Source organism: Tumebacillus amylolyticus (assembly GCF_016722965.1).
Classification (GTDB): domain Bacteria; phylum Bacillota; class Bacilli; order Tumebacillales; family Tumebacillaceae; genus Tumebacillus; species Tumebacillus amylolyticus.
The window spans coordinates 223,189-242,013 of record NZ_JAEQNB010000002.1 but is presented as its reverse complement, the minus strand read 5'-3'; the positions used below and the strand labels follow the sequence as shown (position 1 = coordinate 242,013).

At 55.5% G+C, this 18,825-nt stretch carries 22 protein-coding genes; 14 read left to right on the top strand and 8 right to left on the bottom strand.

All coding sequences use genetic code 11. From position 1 onward, the window contains the following. Positions 1-16 precede the first annotated feature (16 nt). On the top strand, positions 17-727 hold the full coding sequence (locus JJB07_RS08100; RefSeq protein ID WP_201633407.1) for a YhcN/YlaJ family sporulation lipoprotein: 711 nt from the start codon (positions 17-19) through the stop codon (positions 725-727). A 46-nt stretch (positions 728-773) separates the two neighbouring features. On the opposite strand, the gene JJB07_RS08095 is transcribed toward JJB07_RS08100, so the two are convergent. Together JJB07_RS08095 and JJB07_RS08090 are read right to left on the bottom strand one after the other, a co-directional pair. Beyond that, positions 774-968: a hypothetical protein gene (locus tag JJB07_RS08095; RefSeq protein WP_201633404.1), complete on the bottom strand. Its 195-nt coding sequence runs from the start codon at positions 966-968 to the stop codon at positions 774-776. Beyond that, positions 955-2,088 (bottom strand): GerAB/ArcD/ProY family transporter, encoded by a 1,134-nt coding sequence (locus JJB07_RS08090; protein WP_201633402.1) that lies wholly within the window; start codon positions 2,086-2,088, stop codon positions 955-957. The genes JJB07_RS08095 and JJB07_RS08090 overlap by 14 nt, the downstream gene beginning before the upstream one ends. Positions 2,089-2,194: 106 nt before the next feature. On the opposite strand from JJB07_RS08090, the gene JJB07_RS08085 reads away from it, so the two are divergent. From JJB07_RS08085 to JJB07_RS08070, 4 genes are read left to right on the top strand one after another with little or no spacing between them, the layout of a single operon-like run. Next, a complete protein-coding gene (locus JJB07_RS08085) occupies positions 2,195-3,322 on the top strand; it encodes a GerAB/ArcD/ProY family transporter (protein WP_201633400.1) in 1,128 nt (375 codons plus the stop codon). Beyond that, positions 3,282-4,784 carry a spore germination protein gene (locus JJB07_RS08080; protein ID WP_201633397.1) on the top strand — a complete coding sequence of 501 codons (1,503 nt, stop codon included), beginning with the start codon at positions 3,282-3,284 and terminating at the stop codon, positions 4,782-4,784. Before JJB07_RS08085 ends, JJB07_RS08080 begins: the two co-directional genes overlap by 41 nt. Further along, the gene (locus JJB07_RS08075; protein WP_201633394.1) at positions 4,781-5,944 is read left to right on the top strand and encodes a Ger(x)C family spore germination protein; all 1,164 of its coding nucleotides are present in this window, start codon (positions 4,781-4,783) and stop codon (positions 5,942-5,944) included. The genes JJB07_RS08080 and JJB07_RS08075 overlap by 4 nt, the downstream gene beginning before the upstream one ends. Beyond that, positions 5,941-6,177 carry a hypothetical protein gene (locus tag JJB07_RS08070; protein WP_201633392.1) on the top strand — a complete coding sequence of 79 codons (237 nt, stop codon included), beginning with the start codon at positions 5,941-5,943 and terminating at the stop codon, positions 6,175-6,177. The genes JJB07_RS08075 and JJB07_RS08070 overlap by 4 nt, the downstream gene beginning before the upstream one ends. A 30-nt stretch (positions 6,178-6,207) precedes the next feature. Here JJB07_RS08070 and tatA read toward each other — a convergent pair whose 3' ends face one another. Together tatA and JJB07_RS08060 are read right to left on the bottom strand one after the other, a co-directional pair. Beyond that, on the bottom strand, positions 6,208-6,381 hold the full coding sequence (gene tatA / locus JJB07_RS08065; RefSeq protein ID WP_201633389.1) for a twin-arginine translocase TatA/TatE family subunit: 174 nt from the start codon (positions 6,379-6,381) through the stop codon (positions 6,208-6,210). 30 nt (positions 6,382-6,411) lie between these two features. Beyond that, complete coding sequence (locus JJB07_RS08060) at positions 6,412-7,308, bottom strand: LysR family transcriptional regulator (protein ID WP_236587890.1); 897 nt, start codon at positions 7,306-7,308, stop codon at positions 6,412-6,414. A gap of 117 nt (positions 7,309-7,425) precedes the next feature. On the opposite strand from JJB07_RS08060, the gene JJB07_RS08055 reads away from it, so the two are divergent. From JJB07_RS08055 to yfmH, 8 genes are all read left to right on the top strand, one after another. Further along, complete coding sequence (locus JJB07_RS08055) at positions 7,426-8,079, top strand: CAP domain-containing protein (RefSeq protein WP_201633386.1); 654 nt, start codon at positions 7,426-7,428, stop codon at positions 8,077-8,079. An 82-nt stretch (positions 8,080-8,161) separates the two neighbouring features. Continuing rightward, positions 8,162-8,764 (top strand): CYTH domain-containing protein, encoded by a 603-nt coding sequence (locus tag JJB07_RS08050; protein ID WP_201633383.1) that lies wholly within the window; start codon positions 8,162-8,164, stop codon positions 8,762-8,764. Between the two features lie 276 nt (positions 8,765-9,040). Continuing rightward, complete coding sequence (locus JJB07_RS08045) at positions 9,041-10,210, top strand: NAD(P)/FAD-dependent oxidoreductase (RefSeq protein WP_201633380.1); 1,170 nt, start codon at positions 9,041-9,043, stop codon at positions 10,208-10,210. Positions 10,211-10,285: 75 nt separating this feature from the next. Beyond that, positions 10,286-10,540: a hypothetical protein gene (locus JJB07_RS08040; RefSeq protein WP_201633377.1), complete on the top strand. Its 255-nt coding sequence runs from the start codon at positions 10,286-10,288 to the stop codon at positions 10,538-10,540. Between the two features lie 101 nt (positions 10,541-10,641). Then, positions 10,642-10,923 carry a hypothetical protein gene (locus JJB07_RS08035; RefSeq protein WP_201633374.1) on the top strand — a complete coding sequence of 94 codons (282 nt, stop codon included), beginning with the start codon at positions 10,642-10,644 and terminating at the stop codon, positions 10,921-10,923. Positions 10,924-11,109: 186 nt separating this feature from the next. Next, positions 11,110-11,343 carry a hypothetical protein gene (locus tag JJB07_RS08030; protein WP_038091194.1) on the top strand — a complete coding sequence of 78 codons (234 nt, stop codon included), beginning with the start codon at positions 11,110-11,112 and terminating at the stop codon, positions 11,341-11,343. Positions 11,344-11,482: 139 nt separating this feature from the next. Then, positions 11,483-12,766 (top strand): EF-P 5-aminopentanol modification-associated protein YfmF, encoded by a 1,284-nt coding sequence (gene yfmF, locus JJB07_RS08025; protein WP_201633371.1) that lies wholly within the window; start codon positions 11,483-11,485, stop codon positions 12,764-12,766. Further along, complete coding sequence (gene yfmH, locus JJB07_RS08020) at positions 12,759-14,042, top strand: EF-P 5-aminopentanol modification-associated protein YfmH (RefSeq protein WP_201633368.1); 1,284 nt, start codon at positions 12,759-12,761, stop codon at positions 14,040-14,042. Before yfmF ends, yfmH begins: the two co-directional genes overlap by 8 nt. A gap of 53 nt (positions 14,043-14,095) precedes the next feature. Here the strand turns inward: yfmH and JJB07_RS08015 are convergent, their stop codons facing one another. From JJB07_RS08015 to queD, 4 genes are all read right to left on the bottom strand, one after another. Continuing rightward, positions 14,096-15,883: an SLC13 family permease gene (locus JJB07_RS08015; protein WP_201633366.1), complete on the bottom strand. Its 1,788-nt coding sequence runs from the start codon at positions 15,881-15,883 to the stop codon at positions 14,096-14,098. Between the two features lie 111 nt (positions 15,884-15,994). Further along, the gene (gene queC / locus JJB07_RS08010) at positions 15,995-16,705 is read right to left on the bottom strand and encodes a 7-cyano-7-deazaguanine synthase QueC (RefSeq protein ID WP_201633363.1); all 711 of its coding nucleotides are present in this window, start codon (positions 16,703-16,705) and stop codon (positions 15,995-15,997) included. 4 nt (positions 16,706-16,709) lie between these two features. Next, positions 16,710-17,366, bottom strand: coding sequence for a radical SAM protein (locus JJB07_RS08005; RefSeq protein WP_201633360.1), 657 nt, complete (start codon positions 17,364-17,366; stop codon positions 16,710-16,712). Next, positions 17,353-17,772, bottom strand: coding sequence for a 6-carboxytetrahydropterin synthase QueD (gene queD, locus JJB07_RS08000; protein WP_201633357.1), 420 nt, complete (start codon positions 17,770-17,772; stop codon positions 17,353-17,355). Before queD ends, JJB07_RS08005 begins: the two co-directional genes overlap by 14 nt. 171 nt (positions 17,773-17,943) lie before the next feature. Here queD and JJB07_RS07995 point away from each other — a divergent pair, with 171 nt between their 5' ends. Continuing rightward, the gene (locus JJB07_RS07995; protein ID WP_201633354.1) at positions 17,944-18,813 is read left to right on the top strand and encodes a tyrosine-type recombinase/integrase; all 870 of its coding nucleotides are present in this window, start codon (positions 17,944-17,946) and stop codon (positions 18,811-18,813) included. Positions 18,814-18,825 lie beyond the last annotated feature (12 nt).

Here is an 18,825-nt window from a genome sequence, read left to right as displayed (position 1 = left end):
CGGAGGTGGCCCTGAGATGAAGAAATCATGGATTGCGCTGACCCTCGCGGCTCTGCTGGTCGCCGGTACCACCAGCGGTTGCACGGTCTTGCGCACCCCGTATGAGAAGCAGAAAATCGCCGAGAACGGCGGTCAAGTCAAGAAAAAGCAAGAAGGTCAAGGCTCTGACCAATCAAGCGGCGGCGAAGACAAGAAACAAAGCGGCGGCAAGGGCGAAAGCGGCGGCGACACCGCTACGACACAAAGCAAACAAGAGAAAAAGGACAAAGCGAAAATAGAATCAACCCCCCGCAAGCAAAACGACCCGCTCGCGATCTTGCAAGAGAAAAACGACGACAAAAACCCGCACTTGCTCTACAGTCAAACGCTGTCCTCCGAAGTGTCCCAACTGGAAGGCATCGTCAGCAGTACCGTCCTGCTTGACGAAGAGCACAACGCCTACGTGGCGATCTACACGGGGGAGAAGCAAAAGTACGACCGCGACGCGCCCAAGGAGACCAACGAGAAACTGCGTGTGCAAACCGAAGGCGATATCACGAAAAAAAAGCAAGAATCCATCTCCAAAAGTCTGCGCAAGATGGACCCGCTCGTCAACACGGTCTACATCACCGACAACCCCTCGCATGCGGAGAGCTTCAACCGTTACGCCAACCAGATTTCCAAAGGGGGCGCAGGTTCGATGAACACGCAAGCGCTCGCCGAACATATCCAAGACATCTGGAAATAAAAAAAGCGGCCATGGCAGCCGCTTTTTTTCATGCCCTTTTTTGAGGCTAGAACTCCGTTGCGTTTGTGTATGGCAATCCGGGCACGCCCTGTACGGACAGGTTGCGCATCGCACGGTCCACCATCGTGACCGGCACGTCCAACTGGCGGGCGACGTCTACGACCGACTCGATCGTCTGTCCCGCTTCCACCTGTTGACGGACATACGTCTCGATGTTCGCTTGCATCTCACGTTGATCCATCTGTCACACTCCCCTCGGTCACATTCCACGACTCGTTGTTAGTTTCCCCGCGAGATTTCTTCGCATGCGTGTGCAAGGCCCACGCCAACAGGTAGAGGTCGAGCAGCACGTACAACGACGTCCACAGCCACCAATCTCTGTAGAGCCGAATCTCATCCACGACATCTTGGATGACGAGTGCCGTCACAAAAAACGCCAGCAAGGCCGTTACCCACGTGAGCCGCGTGCGAATGTTCACCCGCAGGAGTCGGTTGAGCAAAGCGGTGATGATCAACAAAAACGCGGACGACTTGCAAAGCATCGCAAACGACCAGACGGCGACCATCACCGGGTCTACCCGTTCGAAAAATTCTCCAATCGTCACCATCTCGACCAGTTCCAGCGCCGGATAGATCATGCGGGAGACCAGGGGAGCCGTGAAGACCAGCAGGGTGAGCAGGAACTGGGTGTAGTACGTGATGAATGTCAGCCCGAATCCGGAGACCACCGAGCGGTAGCGAGGTTTTTTGATCATGGGATAGAACAGGGCGAGCACAGCGCTTTCGAGAAACCAACCCACTTGGGGGAGGGTGGATTGAAGCACAGGCAGAGGCCCGCGGGCGAGCAGAGGAAGCAAGTGAGCAAAATGGCCTTCTTGGTAGGCGGTGAAGGGGGCGAATCCCACGAAAGCCACTCGCAACGCCACCACGAGAACGGCGACGCGCGTCAACACTTCCAGACCGTGATAGGCGGCGAACGCGCAGACGGCGAGGAATCCGGCGTAGATCACCCATTCCGGTGTGAGCGGGAGATAGGCCATGCGAATGATGTCGGAGAACACCCGAACGTTGAACGTCAACCAATAGAGCAAGACGAGGATCAACGGCAGGACCAGCAACGTTTTTGTCCAACTCGGGAGCACTTGCTCTTCGCGGGACAATGCCTCTCCGAATGCGGAAAACAGATGGAACAGGGGAAACATCAGCACCAATGCAAACGCCATGGCAAGCGGCGGAGACATCCAGGCGTCTTCGTGAGCCAGTTGGACGATCGGAGTGATGCCGTACGCGTTGGGAGTCGCTTCCACGACCAAGGCCAAGAGAGATGTAAACCCACCGGAGCTGATCTGCTTGCGGCTCACACGTGCACCTCCGTTCGGGCGAATTTGCATAGCGGAGAGACTCTATAGCAATTCTAAACATCAAACACAGGAATTCACTTACTTGGGGAAGGTTGCCATAGATAGTATGGAGAGAATCAGCTCGATTCAATTCGTTGCGCTCTTAATTCTGTTTCAGATCGGGAGCTATGTGATCTTCGGGTTCGCAGCTTCGGCGAAACAGGATGCTTGGATTGTCGCTCTGCTCAGCACGGGAAGCGGACTTTTTCTGACGTTGCTCTATCACAGCTTGTATGCCAAGTTTCCGGGGCGTGAGTATGTCGAGATCTTGCAAGCGACGCTGGGCGTTTGGCTCGGCCGTTTGATGGCGAGTTTGTATCTGCTCGCGTTTCTCTACGTGGCGGGGCGCGTCTTGCGCGACTTCGGGGAACTGGTGACTTCGTTCATCTTGCCGAGGACGCCGATGCTGGTCGTGCTCGTGTGCATGTTGCTCCTCGTGTATTACGGGTTGCGCAGCGGGCTTGAAGTGGTGGGGCGGATGGCGGAGTTGATGTTTTTCCTGTTCTGTTTGTTTTTGCTGGTTCAATCGGTGCTGATGATGGGGTCGAAGATGAGCAACTTTGAGTTCCTCTTGCCGATTGCGCATGACAAAAAAAAGTTGCTGGAGAATTGGATTCCGTTGGGGCTGACCGTTCCTTTTGGAGAGACCATCGCGTTTGTGATGTTCTACAAGCAAGTCAAACGTCAGGAGTTGTTGCGGTTCCTGCTGTTTTTCTCCGTGCTTGGAGCGGGATTGGTGTTGACGTTGTTGAATTTGGTTGCCGTCTCCGTGCTCGGGCCGGAACTTTTTGCCCGCAACATCTACCCGATGATCACCGCGGTTCAGCAGGTGTCGCTCGCCGATTTTATTGAGAATTTGGATTCGATGATCGTCGTGTACATCGGGATCGCCGCTTTTTTCAAAGTTTCGGTGTTTCTGTACGCGGCGGCCGTCGGGACGGCTTCTCTGTTTCGTTTGCAAGAGTACCGCTCCGTAGCGGCTCCGTTGTCGCTGGTCGTCCTGTTGCTCTCCTTTTTCATGTCTGACAATTTGCCCGAGCATGTCTTCGTTGGACTGCGATGGGTTCCGTGGTTGCTCTGGGTGCCGCTGTTCATTCTCGTGCCGTTGCTGGTATGGCTGTTGGCGAAGTTTCGTCGCAGAGAGGAGGGGGAGCATGTCCAAACGAAAAACGCCGAGAATGCGGATGTCGTCTAAGCGCGCCCCGACTCTCCGCACACAAGACTTGCAACAGCGCCCGCTCAGTTCTTCGATTCAACAGAACCTCGACGCACTCAAAGAGATCTTCGGAAACTCGCCCGACTTCATCACCCGACCGTTCCCTTCCGGACACCTCGTCTGCTTGCGGACCATCGTCGATATGCAGCGTCTGGAAGAGACGGTGCTCGCCACGCTGCAAGAGGGTCTGCGCTTGGACAAGTTGGCGGCTGCTGAAATCGTACGTGTCCACAACCTCGGGCAAGCCGTTCACGAGATGCTGGAAGGGTCTGCTCTGATCTTGCAGCAAAAAGCGGACGAAGTGTTCTCCGTCCGCATGAACAACGCTCGCCATCGCTCCATCGAAGAACCGCAGACCGAAGCGGTCATTCGCGGTCCTCGCGACGGGTTCACCGAAGACATTGAACTGAATCTCTCGCTGGTTCGCCGCCGGATGAAAACGCCGAGCCTGCGTGTGGAAGAGTTTCATCTGGGCGAGTTCACCAAGACCACGGTGCAACTGCTCTCCCTCGACGGTGTGACGCCGGAGGAGCGGTTGCGCGAGGCACGGGAGCGAATTCAGAAGATCGAAGTGAATTCCGTCTTGGAATCCAACTACATCGAAGAGTTGATCGAGGACTCCCCGTTCGGTCTGTTCCCGACGATTCAAAACACGGAGCGCCCCGATGTCGTAGCGGGCGGGTTGACGGAGGGACGGTTCGCCATTTTGGTGGACGGCACGCCGTTTGCTTTGGTGGCACCGCTGACGTTTTGGGGGGCGTTGCAGTCGCCGGAGGATTATTACAGCCACTTCACGATTGCAACGGCTCTGCGCTGGTTGAGGTTTATTTTTTTAGCGATGGCGTTGTTGTTCCCTTCGATCTACGTCGCGATCACGACGTATCACCAAGAGATGTTGCCGACCAACCTCTTGCTTTCTGTTGCGTCTGCGCGGGAAGGCTCCCCGTTTCCGGCGATTGTGGAAGCGTTGCTGATGGAAGTCACATTCGAAGCGTTGCGCGAGGCGGGCGTTCGGTTGCCGAAATCGGTGGGCCAAGCGGTCTCCATCGTCGGGGCGTTGGTCATCGGACAAGCGGCGGTGGAAGCGGGGATTATCTCAGCTCCAATGGTCATCGTCGTTTCGATCACCGGCATTGCGTCGTTCACGATCCCACGCTACAACTTCGGAATTGCGATGCGTCTCTTCCGATTTCCGATCATCTGTCTGGCGGGGACGCTCGGGCTGTTCGGGATCGTGCTTGCGGTGATGACGTTGCTGATTCATTTAAGCGGCCTGCGTTCCTTTGGCGTGCCCTATCTCTCGCCCGTCTCCCCGTTTTCACTCCAAGGGGTCAAAGACACGCTGGTCCGGGTGCCGCACTGGATGATGCGCAAGCGTCTCCAACCGCAAGAGGCAGAACCGGACACGAACTCGCAACCGCCCGGGGGGTCGAACGCATGAAGAGGAAACGACTTGGGTTGATGACGCTGCTCTCCGTCGTCCTGCTCACCGGCTGCTGGGACCGCCGAGAAATCAACGACGTCGGGTTTGCGATGGCAACGGCGATGGATCGCCAGTCCAACGGCAAGTTCCTGTTCACCGTCCAAGTCGCCGTGCCGACCGCACTGTCCCAATCGGCGCGCGGCATGAGCAACCAAGGCACGGAGCCGGTCATGATGGTGCAAGCGGAGGGCGAAGACTTTACCAATCTGACGTGGGACCTTCAAAAGCAAATGAGTCGGCAATTGAACACGTCACATCGCCGGGTGCTGGCTGTCGGCGAGGACATGGCGAAGTACGGGCTGCAAGATTTGCTCGATGAACTCAGCCGCAGTCCCGCCAACCGCCTGCGAACGTATCTCATCGTTGCACGCGGGCGACAGGCACGCGATCTCCTGAACATCACTTACCCGATTGAAGCGTACCCGTCGGAGGCCATTCGCGAGATGGAAAAAATGGGCCTTGGCACAGGCAGCACGTTGCGTGACTTTTTCATCGAAGCGACACAACCGGGCTCGCAACCGGTCGTCACGTCCTACAAACTGTCGGATAAAAAGCCGAGACTTTTCCAGACAGAGGGCATCGCGGTGTTTCGCGATCTGAAATTGGTGGGGTTCGTCGAGGGAGATGGAGTGCAAGGGCTGTTGATGCTCAAGGATAAATTCAAGCAGGGCACCGTCACGCTCAAGATTCCATCCGGCGGCGAACACTTTCTCACCGTTCAGCTCAAAAAAGTCCATCCCACCGCCAAAGTTGAGCTGCAACGCGGCAAGCCGGTCGTCTCCTACCACATCAAAGCGGAGGGAGTCGTCGTACACAACACCACACGCCTCGACCTCATGAATCCCAAGTACATCGAGGAACTCAACCGTGCGCTCTCCGACAAGATCGTCCTCGACATCCAAGACGCCATTCACCAACTGCAAAAATACAAAAGCGACGGCATCGCCTCCGGTACGGAGATCTACCGCCATTATCCCGATGAATGGGAGAAGTTGAAAAAGAATTGGCCGGACGTGTTCGCCAAGCAAAAGTTTGCCGTCACCGTCGAAGCGCAAGTCCGCCAAATCGGGATGCTCGGCCCGCAATTGGAACTGCCCTCCTCGGAGGTGGTCCGATGAAAGTCGTGACGCTGCTGCTCTTTTTCTTCGTGATCGGGTGCGTGGCGTGGCTCGACGGCAAACGGGTCAAACAGGAAAACGGCAAGCGGGACTACTACATCTACCTCGCGATCCTCGGCACCGTGACGGTCGTGGGCACGCTGTTTTTTCTCGGCGTTCGGTTGCCAAGCCCGACAGACCCCATCGAGAAGTTCATCCCGCCGCTGTCGGCCATCACGGGCGGAGAAGAGTAAAAAAAAGACCGCCTCGCAAATGCGAGCGGTCTATTTTTTCGGTGCGTCGTCGTGGTCGTCCGTGATGTCCTTGACGGAGTTCTTGAATTCCTTGAGACCTTTGCCAAACGATCTGCCCAGTTCCGGGAGTTTGTTCGGGCCGAAGATGATCAAGGCGAGCACGAGGATGAGAATCAGGCCGGGTACGCCGATGTTGGAAAGCATTGAGAACGTCCTCCTTGATTGAATATAGAGTTAGGATGCGTTGTGAGTGGGGGGAAATGCGCGGACGAGGGTCAGGAACTCCTCCACCGCTTTGGTTTGAAAGTGACCGCTGCGCTCCAACACTTGGAGCGGACGAGTAAAGGAGAAGCCGTCCGGCGTCAGTTGTACGAGCGTGCCGTAGAGCAGTTCTTTGCGAATGCACCACTTGGAGAGAATCGCGAGACCCATCCCTGCTTCGACAGCTTCCTTGATCGACTGGGTGCTGCCCATGGAAAATACTTTCGCGGGCACAACGCCGAGTTTCACCAAGACTTCCTCGGCGATCACGCGCGTTCCGGAACCGGGCTCTCGCAAGATGTAGGGTTCTCGGCTCAATTCTTCACGTGTCACAGCCTGTCCTGCAAGACGATGTCCTGCGGGTGCGAACAATACCATCTCATCTTCCATGAGCGGCGTCAAGTTCAAGTTGCGATGGACGAGCCGACCTTCGACCAGTCCGATGTCGATGGAGTGATCGAGCGCTTTTTCCCCGATTTCTTCGGTGTTGGCGATCAGGACGCTGACCTCCACGTCGGGAAAACTCTTCGTGTACTGAGCAAGGACCAAAGGCAGGATGTATTCGCCAATCGTGAACGTTGCGCCGATCGTCAACTTGCCCGTGACTTTCCCGACGAGGTCGTCGAGAGCGCCCTTGGCGACGGCGGAAACGTTGAGAATTTCCTTGGCAAAAGGCAACAGCACTTCGCCGGCGCGGGTGAGCTCGACGCGTTTGCTGGTGCGTTCAAACAGCTTGGTGCCGTAATAGTCTTCGAGTGATTGAATCTGCTGTGAGATCGCGGGTTGAGTCAAAGACAGCGCCTCTGCCGCTCGCGAGAAGTTTTTTTTCTCCGCGACCGTGACGAACACGAGCAGATGGGCGGTGATCATGGCATGCACCTCCTGAGCAGTTGGCAGTTGTACTCCTATTGTACCAGAACTTCCATGATGCAGAGTGGCAACGGGGACACAAACTACGAACGAAGTTCAACGAAAAGGGGTGCCACCATGCACAAACGCTTTGCAAAACCATTCAAAGCTCTCGCCGCTCTGACCTTGGCCGCCGCCGTGCTCCTGCCTGCAAACGCAATAACCCCGGCTCCGGCGCACGCCGAGTCCTCCGTCGCTTATACCGTCAAGAGCGGGGACAGCGTCTGGAAGATTGCCACCAAGTACCAAATCGGCGTGACGGAAATCGTCCAAGCCAACAACCTCAAAAACCCGAGCATGATCTATCCGGGTCAACATCTGATCATCCCGACGCTCAACCCGAAAGTCACGTCGTTCCAAAACAAAGTCGTCTCGCTCACCAACGCCCAGCGCGCCAAGTACGGTCTCGCGCCGCTCAAGATGAACTGGGAACTGCAACGCATGGCCCGCGTGAAATCGGAGGACATGCGCAACAGAAACTACTTCGACCACCAGAGCCCGACATACGGGTCGCCGTTTGACATGATGAAGTCGTTCGGCGTCCACTTCTCGTACGCAGGGGAGAACATCGCGGCCGGCCAGCAAACGCCGGAATCGGTCGTCGATGCGTGGATGAAATCGCCGGGTCACCGCGCGAACATCCTCAAGAAAGAATACACCCAAATCGGCTGCGGCGTCGCGGTCGGCGGCCAATACGGCTACTACTGGACGCAGGAGTTCATTCGCCAATAGGAAAAAGCCGCCGGGGGGTGACCCGGCGGCTTTTTTTTCACACTTTTTGGTACAATGGGGGAAAAAGGAGAGGGGCAACCTCATGGCTATTGAAATGGAAGTCAAATTCCGCATGGATGCGGACACGTGGGCCAAGATCAAGTCCGACTACGATCGCGAGCGGGACCTGCATCACATCGAACGCCAATCGAATCAATACTACGACACCTCGGACCGGCGTCTGGGAGCGAAGGAAATCGGGTTGCGACTGCGGGTGCTGGAAGACCGCTCCATCCTCGCCGTCAAGCGCTCCACAGACGAAGCACACAAGCGAATCGAGATCGAAGAAACCTACGAGGACGCGCCCGAGTCGTTGCCGCCCCACAGCCCGGCGTTGCAAGAGCTGATGACCGAAGTCGGCATCCAATACGACGACATCGCGCCGCTCGTCATGTTGCGTACCGAGCGGTTCATCTACGAAATCGAAGAACAAGGCGTGAAAGCGGAAGTCTGCTTCGACGACGTCTCCATCGTCGGCACCTGCCGCGAATACAAACTCTATGAAATCGAGTTCGAATTGGTGGACGGAAGCGAAGAACGCCTCTACCAAATCGTGTCGAGTTTCAAAAACCAATACGGGGCAACCGTAGAAGAAAGTTCCATTCCAAAACTTGTCTACGCCCTCAATCTCGTGAATTGTGACTAACAGAGTGGTGCTCCGTACAAGCTACTGACACCGACAGTTCAACAAAAAAAGACGGAGCCACTTCCTCGCTCCGTCTGTCTCGTTCAAAATCGACAATGTCTGACAATTTACGTCAAGTTGGAATCAACCTCATCTATTGTAGCACACGAAGAAGTCTGACTTCAAGTTGTCAGACAATACAAGTCATAAAAAAGTAACAGTTTCGATTGACGTTTGTCACATTTTTGATAGAATTACTGTAGTATGTGAAATTCGACACAATTAGGGTGGGGAATTATGGCGAAAAAAGTTGTGATTCTGGGCGCCGGTTACGCTGGCTTGGTTTGCGCATTGGAACTGAACAAGCTGGCCACCTCGCAAGATGCTGAAATTGTCCTTGTCAATAAACATGATTATCACCAACTGATCACGCAATTGCACGAACCGGCTGTCGGTGCGAAAAAGCAGGAAGACATCACGGTCTCGCTGAACTCGGTCTTGGGCTCCAAGCCGATCAAGTTCATCAAAGACACCGTCGTCTCGATCAACAAAGAACAGCAGTCCGTGGAACTGGAACACTCGACGATCGCGTACGACTACCTCGTGGTGGCACTGGGCTCCGAAACCGAATTCTTCGGCATCCCGGGTCTCAAGGAGTACTCCTTCACCATGAAGTCGGTCAACCAAGCGAACCGCATCCGTGAGCACATCGAGAAGTGCTTCGAAAACTACAGCAAGGAAAAGCGCGACTCCATGCTGACCTTCGTAGTCGGCGGCGCGGGCTTCTCCGGGATCGAACTCGTCGGCGAACTGGCGGACAAGCTGCCGGAATTGACCGCGAAGTACAACGTCCCGAAGGACAAAGTCAAAGTCTTCTCCGTCGAAGCAGCTCCGTCGATCATGCCGGGCTTCGATCCGGAACTTGTCGACTTTGCGAAGCAATCGCTCGAACAGCGCGGCGTCAAGTTCTCGATCGGGACTCCGGTCGTTCAAGTTGAGCCGGGCAAAGTCCACCTCAAGGGCGGCGACATCATCGAAACCGACACCATGATCTGGACCGGCGGCGTACGCGGCGTGCAACAAGTCATCGACGCCGGTTTTGAAACCGAACCGCGCGGCCGTGCAAAAGTGGACGAGCACATGCGCGCTCTCGGTCACAAAAACGTCTGGATCATCGGCGATGCTTGCTTCGTTCTGACTCCGGAAGGCCGTCCGTACCCGCCGACCGCACAGATCTCCACGCAGATGGGCGCCAACGCTGCCGTCAACATCTACGCGACGATGAAGCACATCAAACTGGAGAAGTTCGATCCGCACCTCTACGGCGCAGTCGCATCTCTGGGACGCAAGGAAGCGGTCGCGAACCTCTCGCCGAAGTTCAAGCCGAAGGGCTGGGTCGCATATCGCATCAAGGACGCATCCAAACTGCGGTACTTGAGCACGATCGGCGCTCTCTTCAAGAAGTAATCTCCACCAACAATCAAAAGTCCTTCCTCGCCTGCGTGGAAGGACTTTTTTCCAACATCAGGAGGTGTACATAAGATGGGTCACAACAACAACAATGACGGGAAACGTCTGAACGTGTACAAGGAAGACAACTGGAACCAGATGAACATCCACGCACACGGCCGACGCTTCGTCGTTTCGGAGATTTCCTCCATCGAAGGCGAGCACACATATGACTTCACGTCGCGCCAAGAGATGATCCGTTGGGCGGAGCATCGCTTCACCCCGGCGAACTTCTCCGGCACCGAAGAGGAACGCTTGGAAATCCTCAGCAAATTCAAGAAGGCATAAGCTCAAAATTCCGCAGTTGCCTATCGCCGAGAACGCCATTCCTCTCATATTGTACAGTACAAGATCTTTTCATCTAAATCCGTAACGGAGGGGAAGCAAAAATGCTTACCGGGTGGATGCTGTACACAATGTGGGCGGTTCTCGGCTTGATCGGTTTGAACTGGTTGGTTGATATGTATCGTTCGCTTGTCGGCAAAACATTCTCGGCTGACACGTTGTCCGGCGTGCTTGGCGACATGATGACGACGGTACTGCCGATGCTGGTTCTCGCTTGGGCGATGGGGGTTGACTCGACGGGTTGGATCGTGCTCATCGGGTATTACCTCACAGGGCTCGGCGTCGTTTGGAAACAGCTCAGCAACCTGAAAAACAAACTGCTTTAACTTGTTCAAAAAGCTCCCTCCACAATTGGAGGGAGCTTTTTTACAAAGAATGGGACTGCAGACTCATGAGAGTTGGGGCCAAGCCGTGTAAACTGGATAGTAAAATAGAATATGTTTTCTGAAAACGGCGTGTAGGAAGTTCACGGTCTGCGAATGGCCGAATCCTGACTACAGGAGGTTGTGTCCATGTTTCAGTGCCCTGCTTGCGGAGAGTTGATGGAGATCCTCACCAACTTTCACTGTCTGTCCCAGCATGGTTTGTCGAAAAAGGAACTAATCAACCACTATGGCGCTCCGAAGTACGTCTCTCCGACGATGAGTCGAGATGTTCAGAAATGGATCAAGGAATCCTCGATCATCTCGAAGGTAGACTTCGATGTAGCTCAGGCTGCCGCGCGCACGCTGGTCAAGCGCAGTTAGACTCAGGAGTGAATTGAAACCCCTCTGTTACGGTTCAGGGGGTTTTTTGCTTTTGCACGGCTGATATGGTACTACTAGGAATATAATATGCCAAGACCCGGCATCAGGCGAAGGCACAAGGCAGAAAGGATGAACCAGGATGAGTCAGTTCGTTACGCGCGAGGGACATGGCATGCACGTCCACGTCCTGCCGACCAAGAAATACAAGATGACCACCATCGTGGTAGACCTCGTTCAGGAGATTCGAGCGGAGACCGTGACGGGCATGGCATTGATCCCGTACGTGCTCATGCGCGGCACCAAGCAACATCCGACAGCGGAGAAACTCCAACTTGCACTGGATGATCTCTACGGCGCCACTCTACATACGGCCATCCTCAAAAAAGGCGATCGTCAGGTCATCGATTTCACGATGTCCGTCCCCAATGAAAAGTTCCTCAACACCGAAGAGAACTTGTTCGAGAAAGCGTTGGAGATCATCGCAGGTGTGTTCATCGACCCCGTGACCGAAAACGGAGGCTTCTCACCGGAGTACGTCAACGCGGAGAAAGAACAGCAGAAAAAACGCATGGCTGCGATCATCGACGACAAAAACTCGTACGCCCGAGAGCGATGCTTGGAAGAGATGACGAAGGGCCAACCGTTCTCTCTCCCGCGTCTGGGCTTTGAAAACGAACTGGAAACGATCACCCCGCAAGAGCTGTACTCCCTCTACCAAAAGGTCATCAAGACCGCTCCGACGCAGGTCTACGTCATCGGCGATGTAGAGCCGGAGCAAGTGTTTGAGCAGATCTTCCGCGCATTGGGCTTTGAGCGCACGGTGCAGGATCTGTTCGCGCCGTCGCAGAGAGCGCATGAGAAACGCGAAGTGAAGCGCGTCGTCGACCATATGGACGTCAAGCAAGGCAAACTGAACGTCGGCTTCTGGACGAATTTGGACTACGATTCGGACGACTACTGCGCGATGCTGATGTTCAACGGCATCTACGGCACCTTCCCGCACTCGAAGCTGTTTCTCAACGTGCGGGAGAAAAACTCGCTCGCGTACTATGCGTCGTCTCGTCACGACGGCTTGAAAGGAATTCTCTATGTGCAATCGGGCGTTGAATTCGCCAACATGGAGAAAGCGCTCGCGATCATCGTAGAGCAGTTGGAAGAGATGAAGAAGGGCAACATCACAGACCAAGAGCTCGATTTCACGCTCAAAGGCTATATCAACGCTTTCAAGACCTCGCTCGACCAGCCGACGACGCTCGCGGACAGCCACTTGAACGGGTTGGTGGGCGGCAAGATGCGCAGCCACGAAGAGTTGATCGAGCAGTTGCAGAAAGTGACCAAGGACGATATCGTCCGCGTGGCCCAAGGCGTCCAACTCGACACCGTGTACATGCTGCGAGACAAGGAGGGAGAGTCCCATGCGTGAGATGCGCCATGAGAAATTGGAGATCAGTGTCTTTCACGAACAACTGAGCAACGGGCTGAACGTCTACGTGATTCCGCGTCCGGGCTTCCAGCAAACGTTTGCCATGTTCTCGACCAAGTACGGCTCGATCGACCGTGAATTCGTCGTGCCGGGCGAGGACAACGCGATCGTCGTGCCGGACGGGATCGCCCACTTCTTGGAGCACAAGATGTTCGAGCAAGAGGACGGCGAAGACGTGTTCAACACCTTCGCTCGATACGGCGGGTCGGCGAACGCGTTCACCTCGTTTGACATGACGGCGTACCTGTACTCCTGCACCGACAACCTCGCGGAGAACACCGAAACGCTGTTGAACTTCGTGCAAGCCCCGTACTTCACGGAGCAGACCGTGGAGAAGGAAAAAGGCATCATCGGCCAAGAGATTCGCATGTACGACGACGATCCGGGCTGGCGTGTGTATTTCAACCTGCTCGCCGCGATGTATGAGCAACACCCGATCAAAATTGACATCGCCGGGACTGTGGAGTCGATCTCGCACATCACGAAAGACACGCTCTACCAGTGCTACAACACGTTCTACCACCCGAGCAACATGAACTTCGTGCTCGTCGGCGACGTCAACGCCGAGCAGATGATGACCCTCGTCCGCGACAACCAAGCGGCGAAGGACTTCACCCGCCAACCGGAAATTCAGCGCTTCTTCCCCGAGGAGAAGCCGAGTGCCGACAAGCAGCGTGTGGAACAGCACATGTCGGTTTCGATCCCGAAAGTGCAGTTCGGGTACAAAGACCCGAGCCGTTTGACCGGTCGTGAGCTGCTTGTCAACGAGTACTCGACGGCGATTGGTCTGGAGTCGATCATCGGCCGCAGCTCGGCGTTGTTCAACTCTCTGTACGAAGCCGGCGTGGTCGACAAAAACTTCGGCTGGTCCTACGACTCGACCCCGAACTTCTCACACTCGGTGTTTGGCGGGGACAGCAAGGACCCGGAGCGACTGCTCGGCGAAGTTGAGAAAGCATTTGCCGACGTGGTCAAAAACGGCATCTCCGAAGCCGACTTCAAGCGTGCGCGCGCCAAGTTGATCGGCCGCAGCATGGCGGAACTCGACTCCCCGCGCGGCATCGCCCGCAACTTCACCTCGTACCGATTCAAGGACGCCGAGTACTTCGACATCGTCTCCGTGCTTGAAGAGATCACGCTGGAACAGGTCAACCAACGCCTGCGCGACCACCTCGTGCCGGACCGCCGTTCGGTTTCGCTGGTGTTGCCGAAGTAGATATTGAAAAAAAGCCCTCGTCCTACGTGTTGCGGACGAGGGCTTTTTTTTGCTTAAAACGGCCAGATCAACGGAACGAGGAGCATCGTGATCCCGAAGGAGAGCAGAGTCATCGGCAAGCCGAATTTCACATAGTCTTTGTACTTGTAGCCGCCGGGTGCCATGACGACGAGGTAGACTTTGTGCGCGATGTACGTGATCGGGGCGGCGTTGACGGCGGTGATGATGCCGATGACAAACGGCACCGGGTTGACGCCCATCGTGGTCGCCGCTCCGATGACCACGGGGGCGAGCAACAGCGCCGTCGCCGTGTTGCTCAAAACCTGCGTAATCAGCGCTCCGATCCAGAACGTCACCGCGAGCAACGCATACGGCCCCAGACTTCCGACGGCCGAGACGATGGCGTGTGACATGAGATCGATCAGCCCTGTGTCTTTCATCGCGGTGGACAGCGGAATCATCGCCGCGACGAAGACCAGGATGTGCCATTCAATCGCCCGATAGACGTTGTTCATGCTCATGATGCGAACCATCACCATCAACCCGACGCCAAGGACGGCGGCGGTCGTGATCGGCATCCAGTTGGTCGCAGAGAGCGTCAGCATCAAGGCGAGGACCGCGAGGGCGAGCGGTCCTTTTTTCCGCGCTTGGGGGTTGTGAGAGGTCTGGGAGATCATCAGCAACCCCGTGTCGTCGTTGATTTCCGACATGGCGTCCCGAGACCCTTGCAGGAGCAGCATGTCCCCTGTGCGAAGCGGGGTGGTGGCCAACTGGCGGGAGATCGAATGGCCGTCCCGGTACAACGCGAGCACGGTGACGTCGTATTCCTCTCGAAAGCGCAGTTGTTGCAGCGTCCGTCCGACGAACACGGAACCTTGACGGACGATTGCTTCTCCGGCGAGGTGGATGTCCGCTTCCTCCAAGCTCTTGTGAACTTCTTTTTGCACCGAGAAATCGGGGGTGCTGCGCAGTTTCAGCAAGTCTTCACGACGGGCGGTCACCAACAGGATGTCGCCCTCGTGCAAGACCGTGGTCGGTTTGACGAAATCGACAGGCTCTTCGCGCAAGATGCGAACGATGTTGATGCCGTTTTCTTTGAAGTAGGAGATGTCTTTCAAGGACAGTCCGTTCCAGGACGAATCGGAGGAGACGAGCAGTTCGGTCAGATACTCCGGTACGCCGATTGCGGCACGGGTGGTATCGGTCTCGCCCGTGGCTTTCGGCAGAATCCATTTGCGAAACAGCCACACGTACAGCGTCCCGACCGTCAGCAAAGCCAAGCCCAGCGGGGCGACGGAGAACAGCGAGAGAGACTTCCCTCCCGAAGAGATCAACGCTTGGTTGGCGACGATGATCGACGAAGAGCCGACAACGGTGAACAGACCGAGCGTAGAAGCCAGAGCCAGCGGCAGAAGCAGGCGCGAGGCAGGAATTTTCAAGCGTTGTTCAAAGCCGAGCATGACGGGCAAGAACACGGCGACGATGGCCAAGTCGCTGATGAAGCTGGACAAGACCCCGACGATCACCATCATCACGGGAAGCAGACGGCGCTCGGTACGACCTCCGAGGCGTGTCATCCACGAAGCCAAACGGTCGGCGAGGCCGGTGCGAACCAGCGCTTCCCCGATGGCAAGCATGGCGGCGATCACGATCACCGCTTCGCTGCCGAATCCGGCGAACAGCTTCTCCTCTTTGACGAGGCCGCCGATGCCCAGAGCAAGCAGAATAAAAATCCCGATGAAATCGATGCGTACTTTGTTCGTCACAAGCAAGAGGAGCACGAGGACGAGGATGGAGAGCGTTTCCCACGCCCCCGCACTCAGCGTAGACAGTTGGCTCATCGGAATCCCTCCATTTCTGGTGAGTGTACCCATAGTGATACGGGATCATGAGTTTTTTTGTGCGCAAAAAAAACAATCCCCGCCTCCAAGAGACGGGGATTGTCCACGTTTTTACTGCTGATTCCACTCAATTTCGACAGCGTACGGAATCGGGTCTTTCACGCCGGCTTCTTGGAAACCTTTGATCCGCAGCAAGCAAGAATCGCAAACGCCGCAAGACGGGTCGGTACCGAAGTAGCAGGAGTGGCTGAATTGAAGCGGGGCTCCCAGCTCGGCTCCGAGTTTGACGATGCCCGCTTTGCTCAGGAACTGCAACGGGGTCTCGATCCGGATGCCTTCGCCGTGCGCACCGGCCGCCGTGCCTTTGTTGATCACGTCTTGGAACGCTTCGATGAACTCGTGGCGGCAATCCGGATAGCCCGAGTAGTCGAGCGCGTTGACGCCGATGTACATCGCCGTCGCCCCGATCGATTCGGCGTAGGAGAGCGCGATGGAGAGGAAGATGATGTTGCGCGCCGGAACGTAGGTCGCCGGAATTTCCTTCTCCATTGCGTTTTCATCGCGGTTCGTCGGGATCTCTTTGTCGGCGTCGGTCAGCGCCGAGCCGCGGATGATTCCGTTGAGGTCGGCGATGAAGTGACGGTCGCCGACGCCGTAGAAGGCGGAGACTTTTTTGGCGGATTCCAGTTCGATGGCCGCTTTTTGTCCGTAGAAGAAGGAGAGCGGGTAGAGCTCATACCCTTCGTTTTGCGCCACCGCCATGCAGGTGGTGGAGTCGAGTCCACCGGAGAGGATGATGACTGCTTTTTTCGCTGTGGTCATGGGGTTACACTCCTCGCTTGTCCGGGTCCCAGACGATCTTGTGCAATTGAACTTGGAAGCGGGCGTCGAGCTCGTCTTCCAGAATCCAGTTCACCAGTTGTTCGAGGTCGATCTGACGGAAGATCGGCGAGAACAGCAGTTGGTAGCCTTTCGCCGGGTCCAGTTCATATTCGCGAATCAAGTTCACGCACCACTCGTAATCGGCGCGGTCTCCGACGACGAATTTGACTTCGTCGCGGGTCGGGATGATGTGGCGCAAGTTCTCCCAGTGCATTTTTTCACTCATGCCGGAGGACGGAACTTTCATGTCCACGATGAAGCGTTGCTTCTCATGCAGGTTGTACTTCGAGATGTCGATGGAGCCGTCCGTCTCGATGGAGACTTCGTAGCCTTCTGCACCCAGCATGTCCAGCAGGTGTTGCATCTCTTGACGCGGTTGGATCAACGGTTCACCGCCCGTGAGGCAGACGCGCTTGACTTTCAGCGCGCGAACTTGCTCCATCACTTGCTCCGGCGTGATCGAGTCGCCTTCGAAGTAGGAGTATTTCGTGTCACAATAGGTGCAACGCAGGTTGCAGCCGGTGAAGCGGACAAAGATCGTCGGCAAGCCGGCCGATGCCGTCTCGCCTTGAATCGAGAGGAACAACTCATTGAGCTTCATAAAAATCCTCCCGCGTAACTTCCGCATAACACGACGGCGTCTCCCACAGACGGCACTTCATCAAGCGCACCGGAGTCGCGTTGTCGATCTGTTGGAGGTAGGTGTCGATGATCTCAAAAAAGTGAACGACCATGTTCTCCGCCGTCGTGTTAAACTCCATGAGGTCATTGAGGAAGCGATGGTCATACTTGCCGATGATCTGTTCGTTGACAATGGACTTGATATCACCGAAATCCACCACGATGCCGCGATGGTCGGTACGACCCTTGATCGTCACTTCAAGTTTATAAGTATGGCCGTGCAAATTTGCACATTTGCCGATATAGTCGTCCAGTCGATGCGCGGAATCGAACGTAAAAATTTTCGTTACCGCGACTTCCTTAGTATGGTAAGGGACTTGGGTCATTAGTATCGCACACCTTTCCCGATGTAATCTAACCTCCAATATAACAAAGTCATTATCAGTTTGTCACTAGTTCTAGAATTTCCAGTTCCCGACTATCTTAGAAAGACGCTTGCATTCTCTGCTGAGATTGGTTCAAAATATGACGGTGAGTATGAAAGTGGAGGGGAACCAATGACAGGTAAAACTGAACACGAAGCTCAGATTCAGGCGTTCGGAAAGTACCTCGAGGATAAGAAGAAGTCGCCGGGGACGGTGCAAGGGGTGCTGCTGGATCTGGGGCAGTTCGCCGATTTTCTTGCCAAGCGCGACACGCTCTTCAATGCCCTGACTGAGGATGACGTCAATGACTTCGGCCGCGATTTGAGAGAAGGCGGCAAGTCCGAGAAACTGGTGCATCGCAAGTATAAAGCGGTGAAATCCTTCTACAAGTTCTTGGCTGACCGTGGGGAATCGGCAGACATGGACGAATTGATCAGCGAGAGCCGCTCGTATATTTTGTCTCTGCCGCGCCCGTTGACAATCGACGAGATGAAGCGGTTCATCATTGCGTGCAACGACGTGAAACGCCGAGCGATTTTCACGACCATGTACGAAGCGGGGCTTCGTCCCGACGAATTGAGCCGTCTGACCCAAGAGGATATCTCTTGGGATGATTTGTTCATGGTGGTCAAAAACAAGCAGGGCGAGCGCGACCGATTGGTATTTTTCTCGCGCAAGCTCAAGGACCTCTTGAAAAAATACATTCGTTCGACCAAAAGCAAATTGCCCAATGTCTTCGTGGACGAAAAAGGCCCGTTGAAGCTGGCGCGTCTGCAAGTGCTGTTCATCGAAACGGCCAAAGAAGCCAAGCTCGAAGGCCATATTGCGCTCTCCTCGTTGCGCCGCTCCTTGGCGGCCCACATGATCGAGCAGGGCATCGACATCGGCCATGTGGCGCAGATGCTCGGACTGAAAAACACCAACTCGCTGGAAGTCTTGGTTCCGGCGGGCGGTGTCCGATCCAACGATTATCAAAAATTTATCTCCGCATTGGATTTGTAAAAAAGAGCAGCC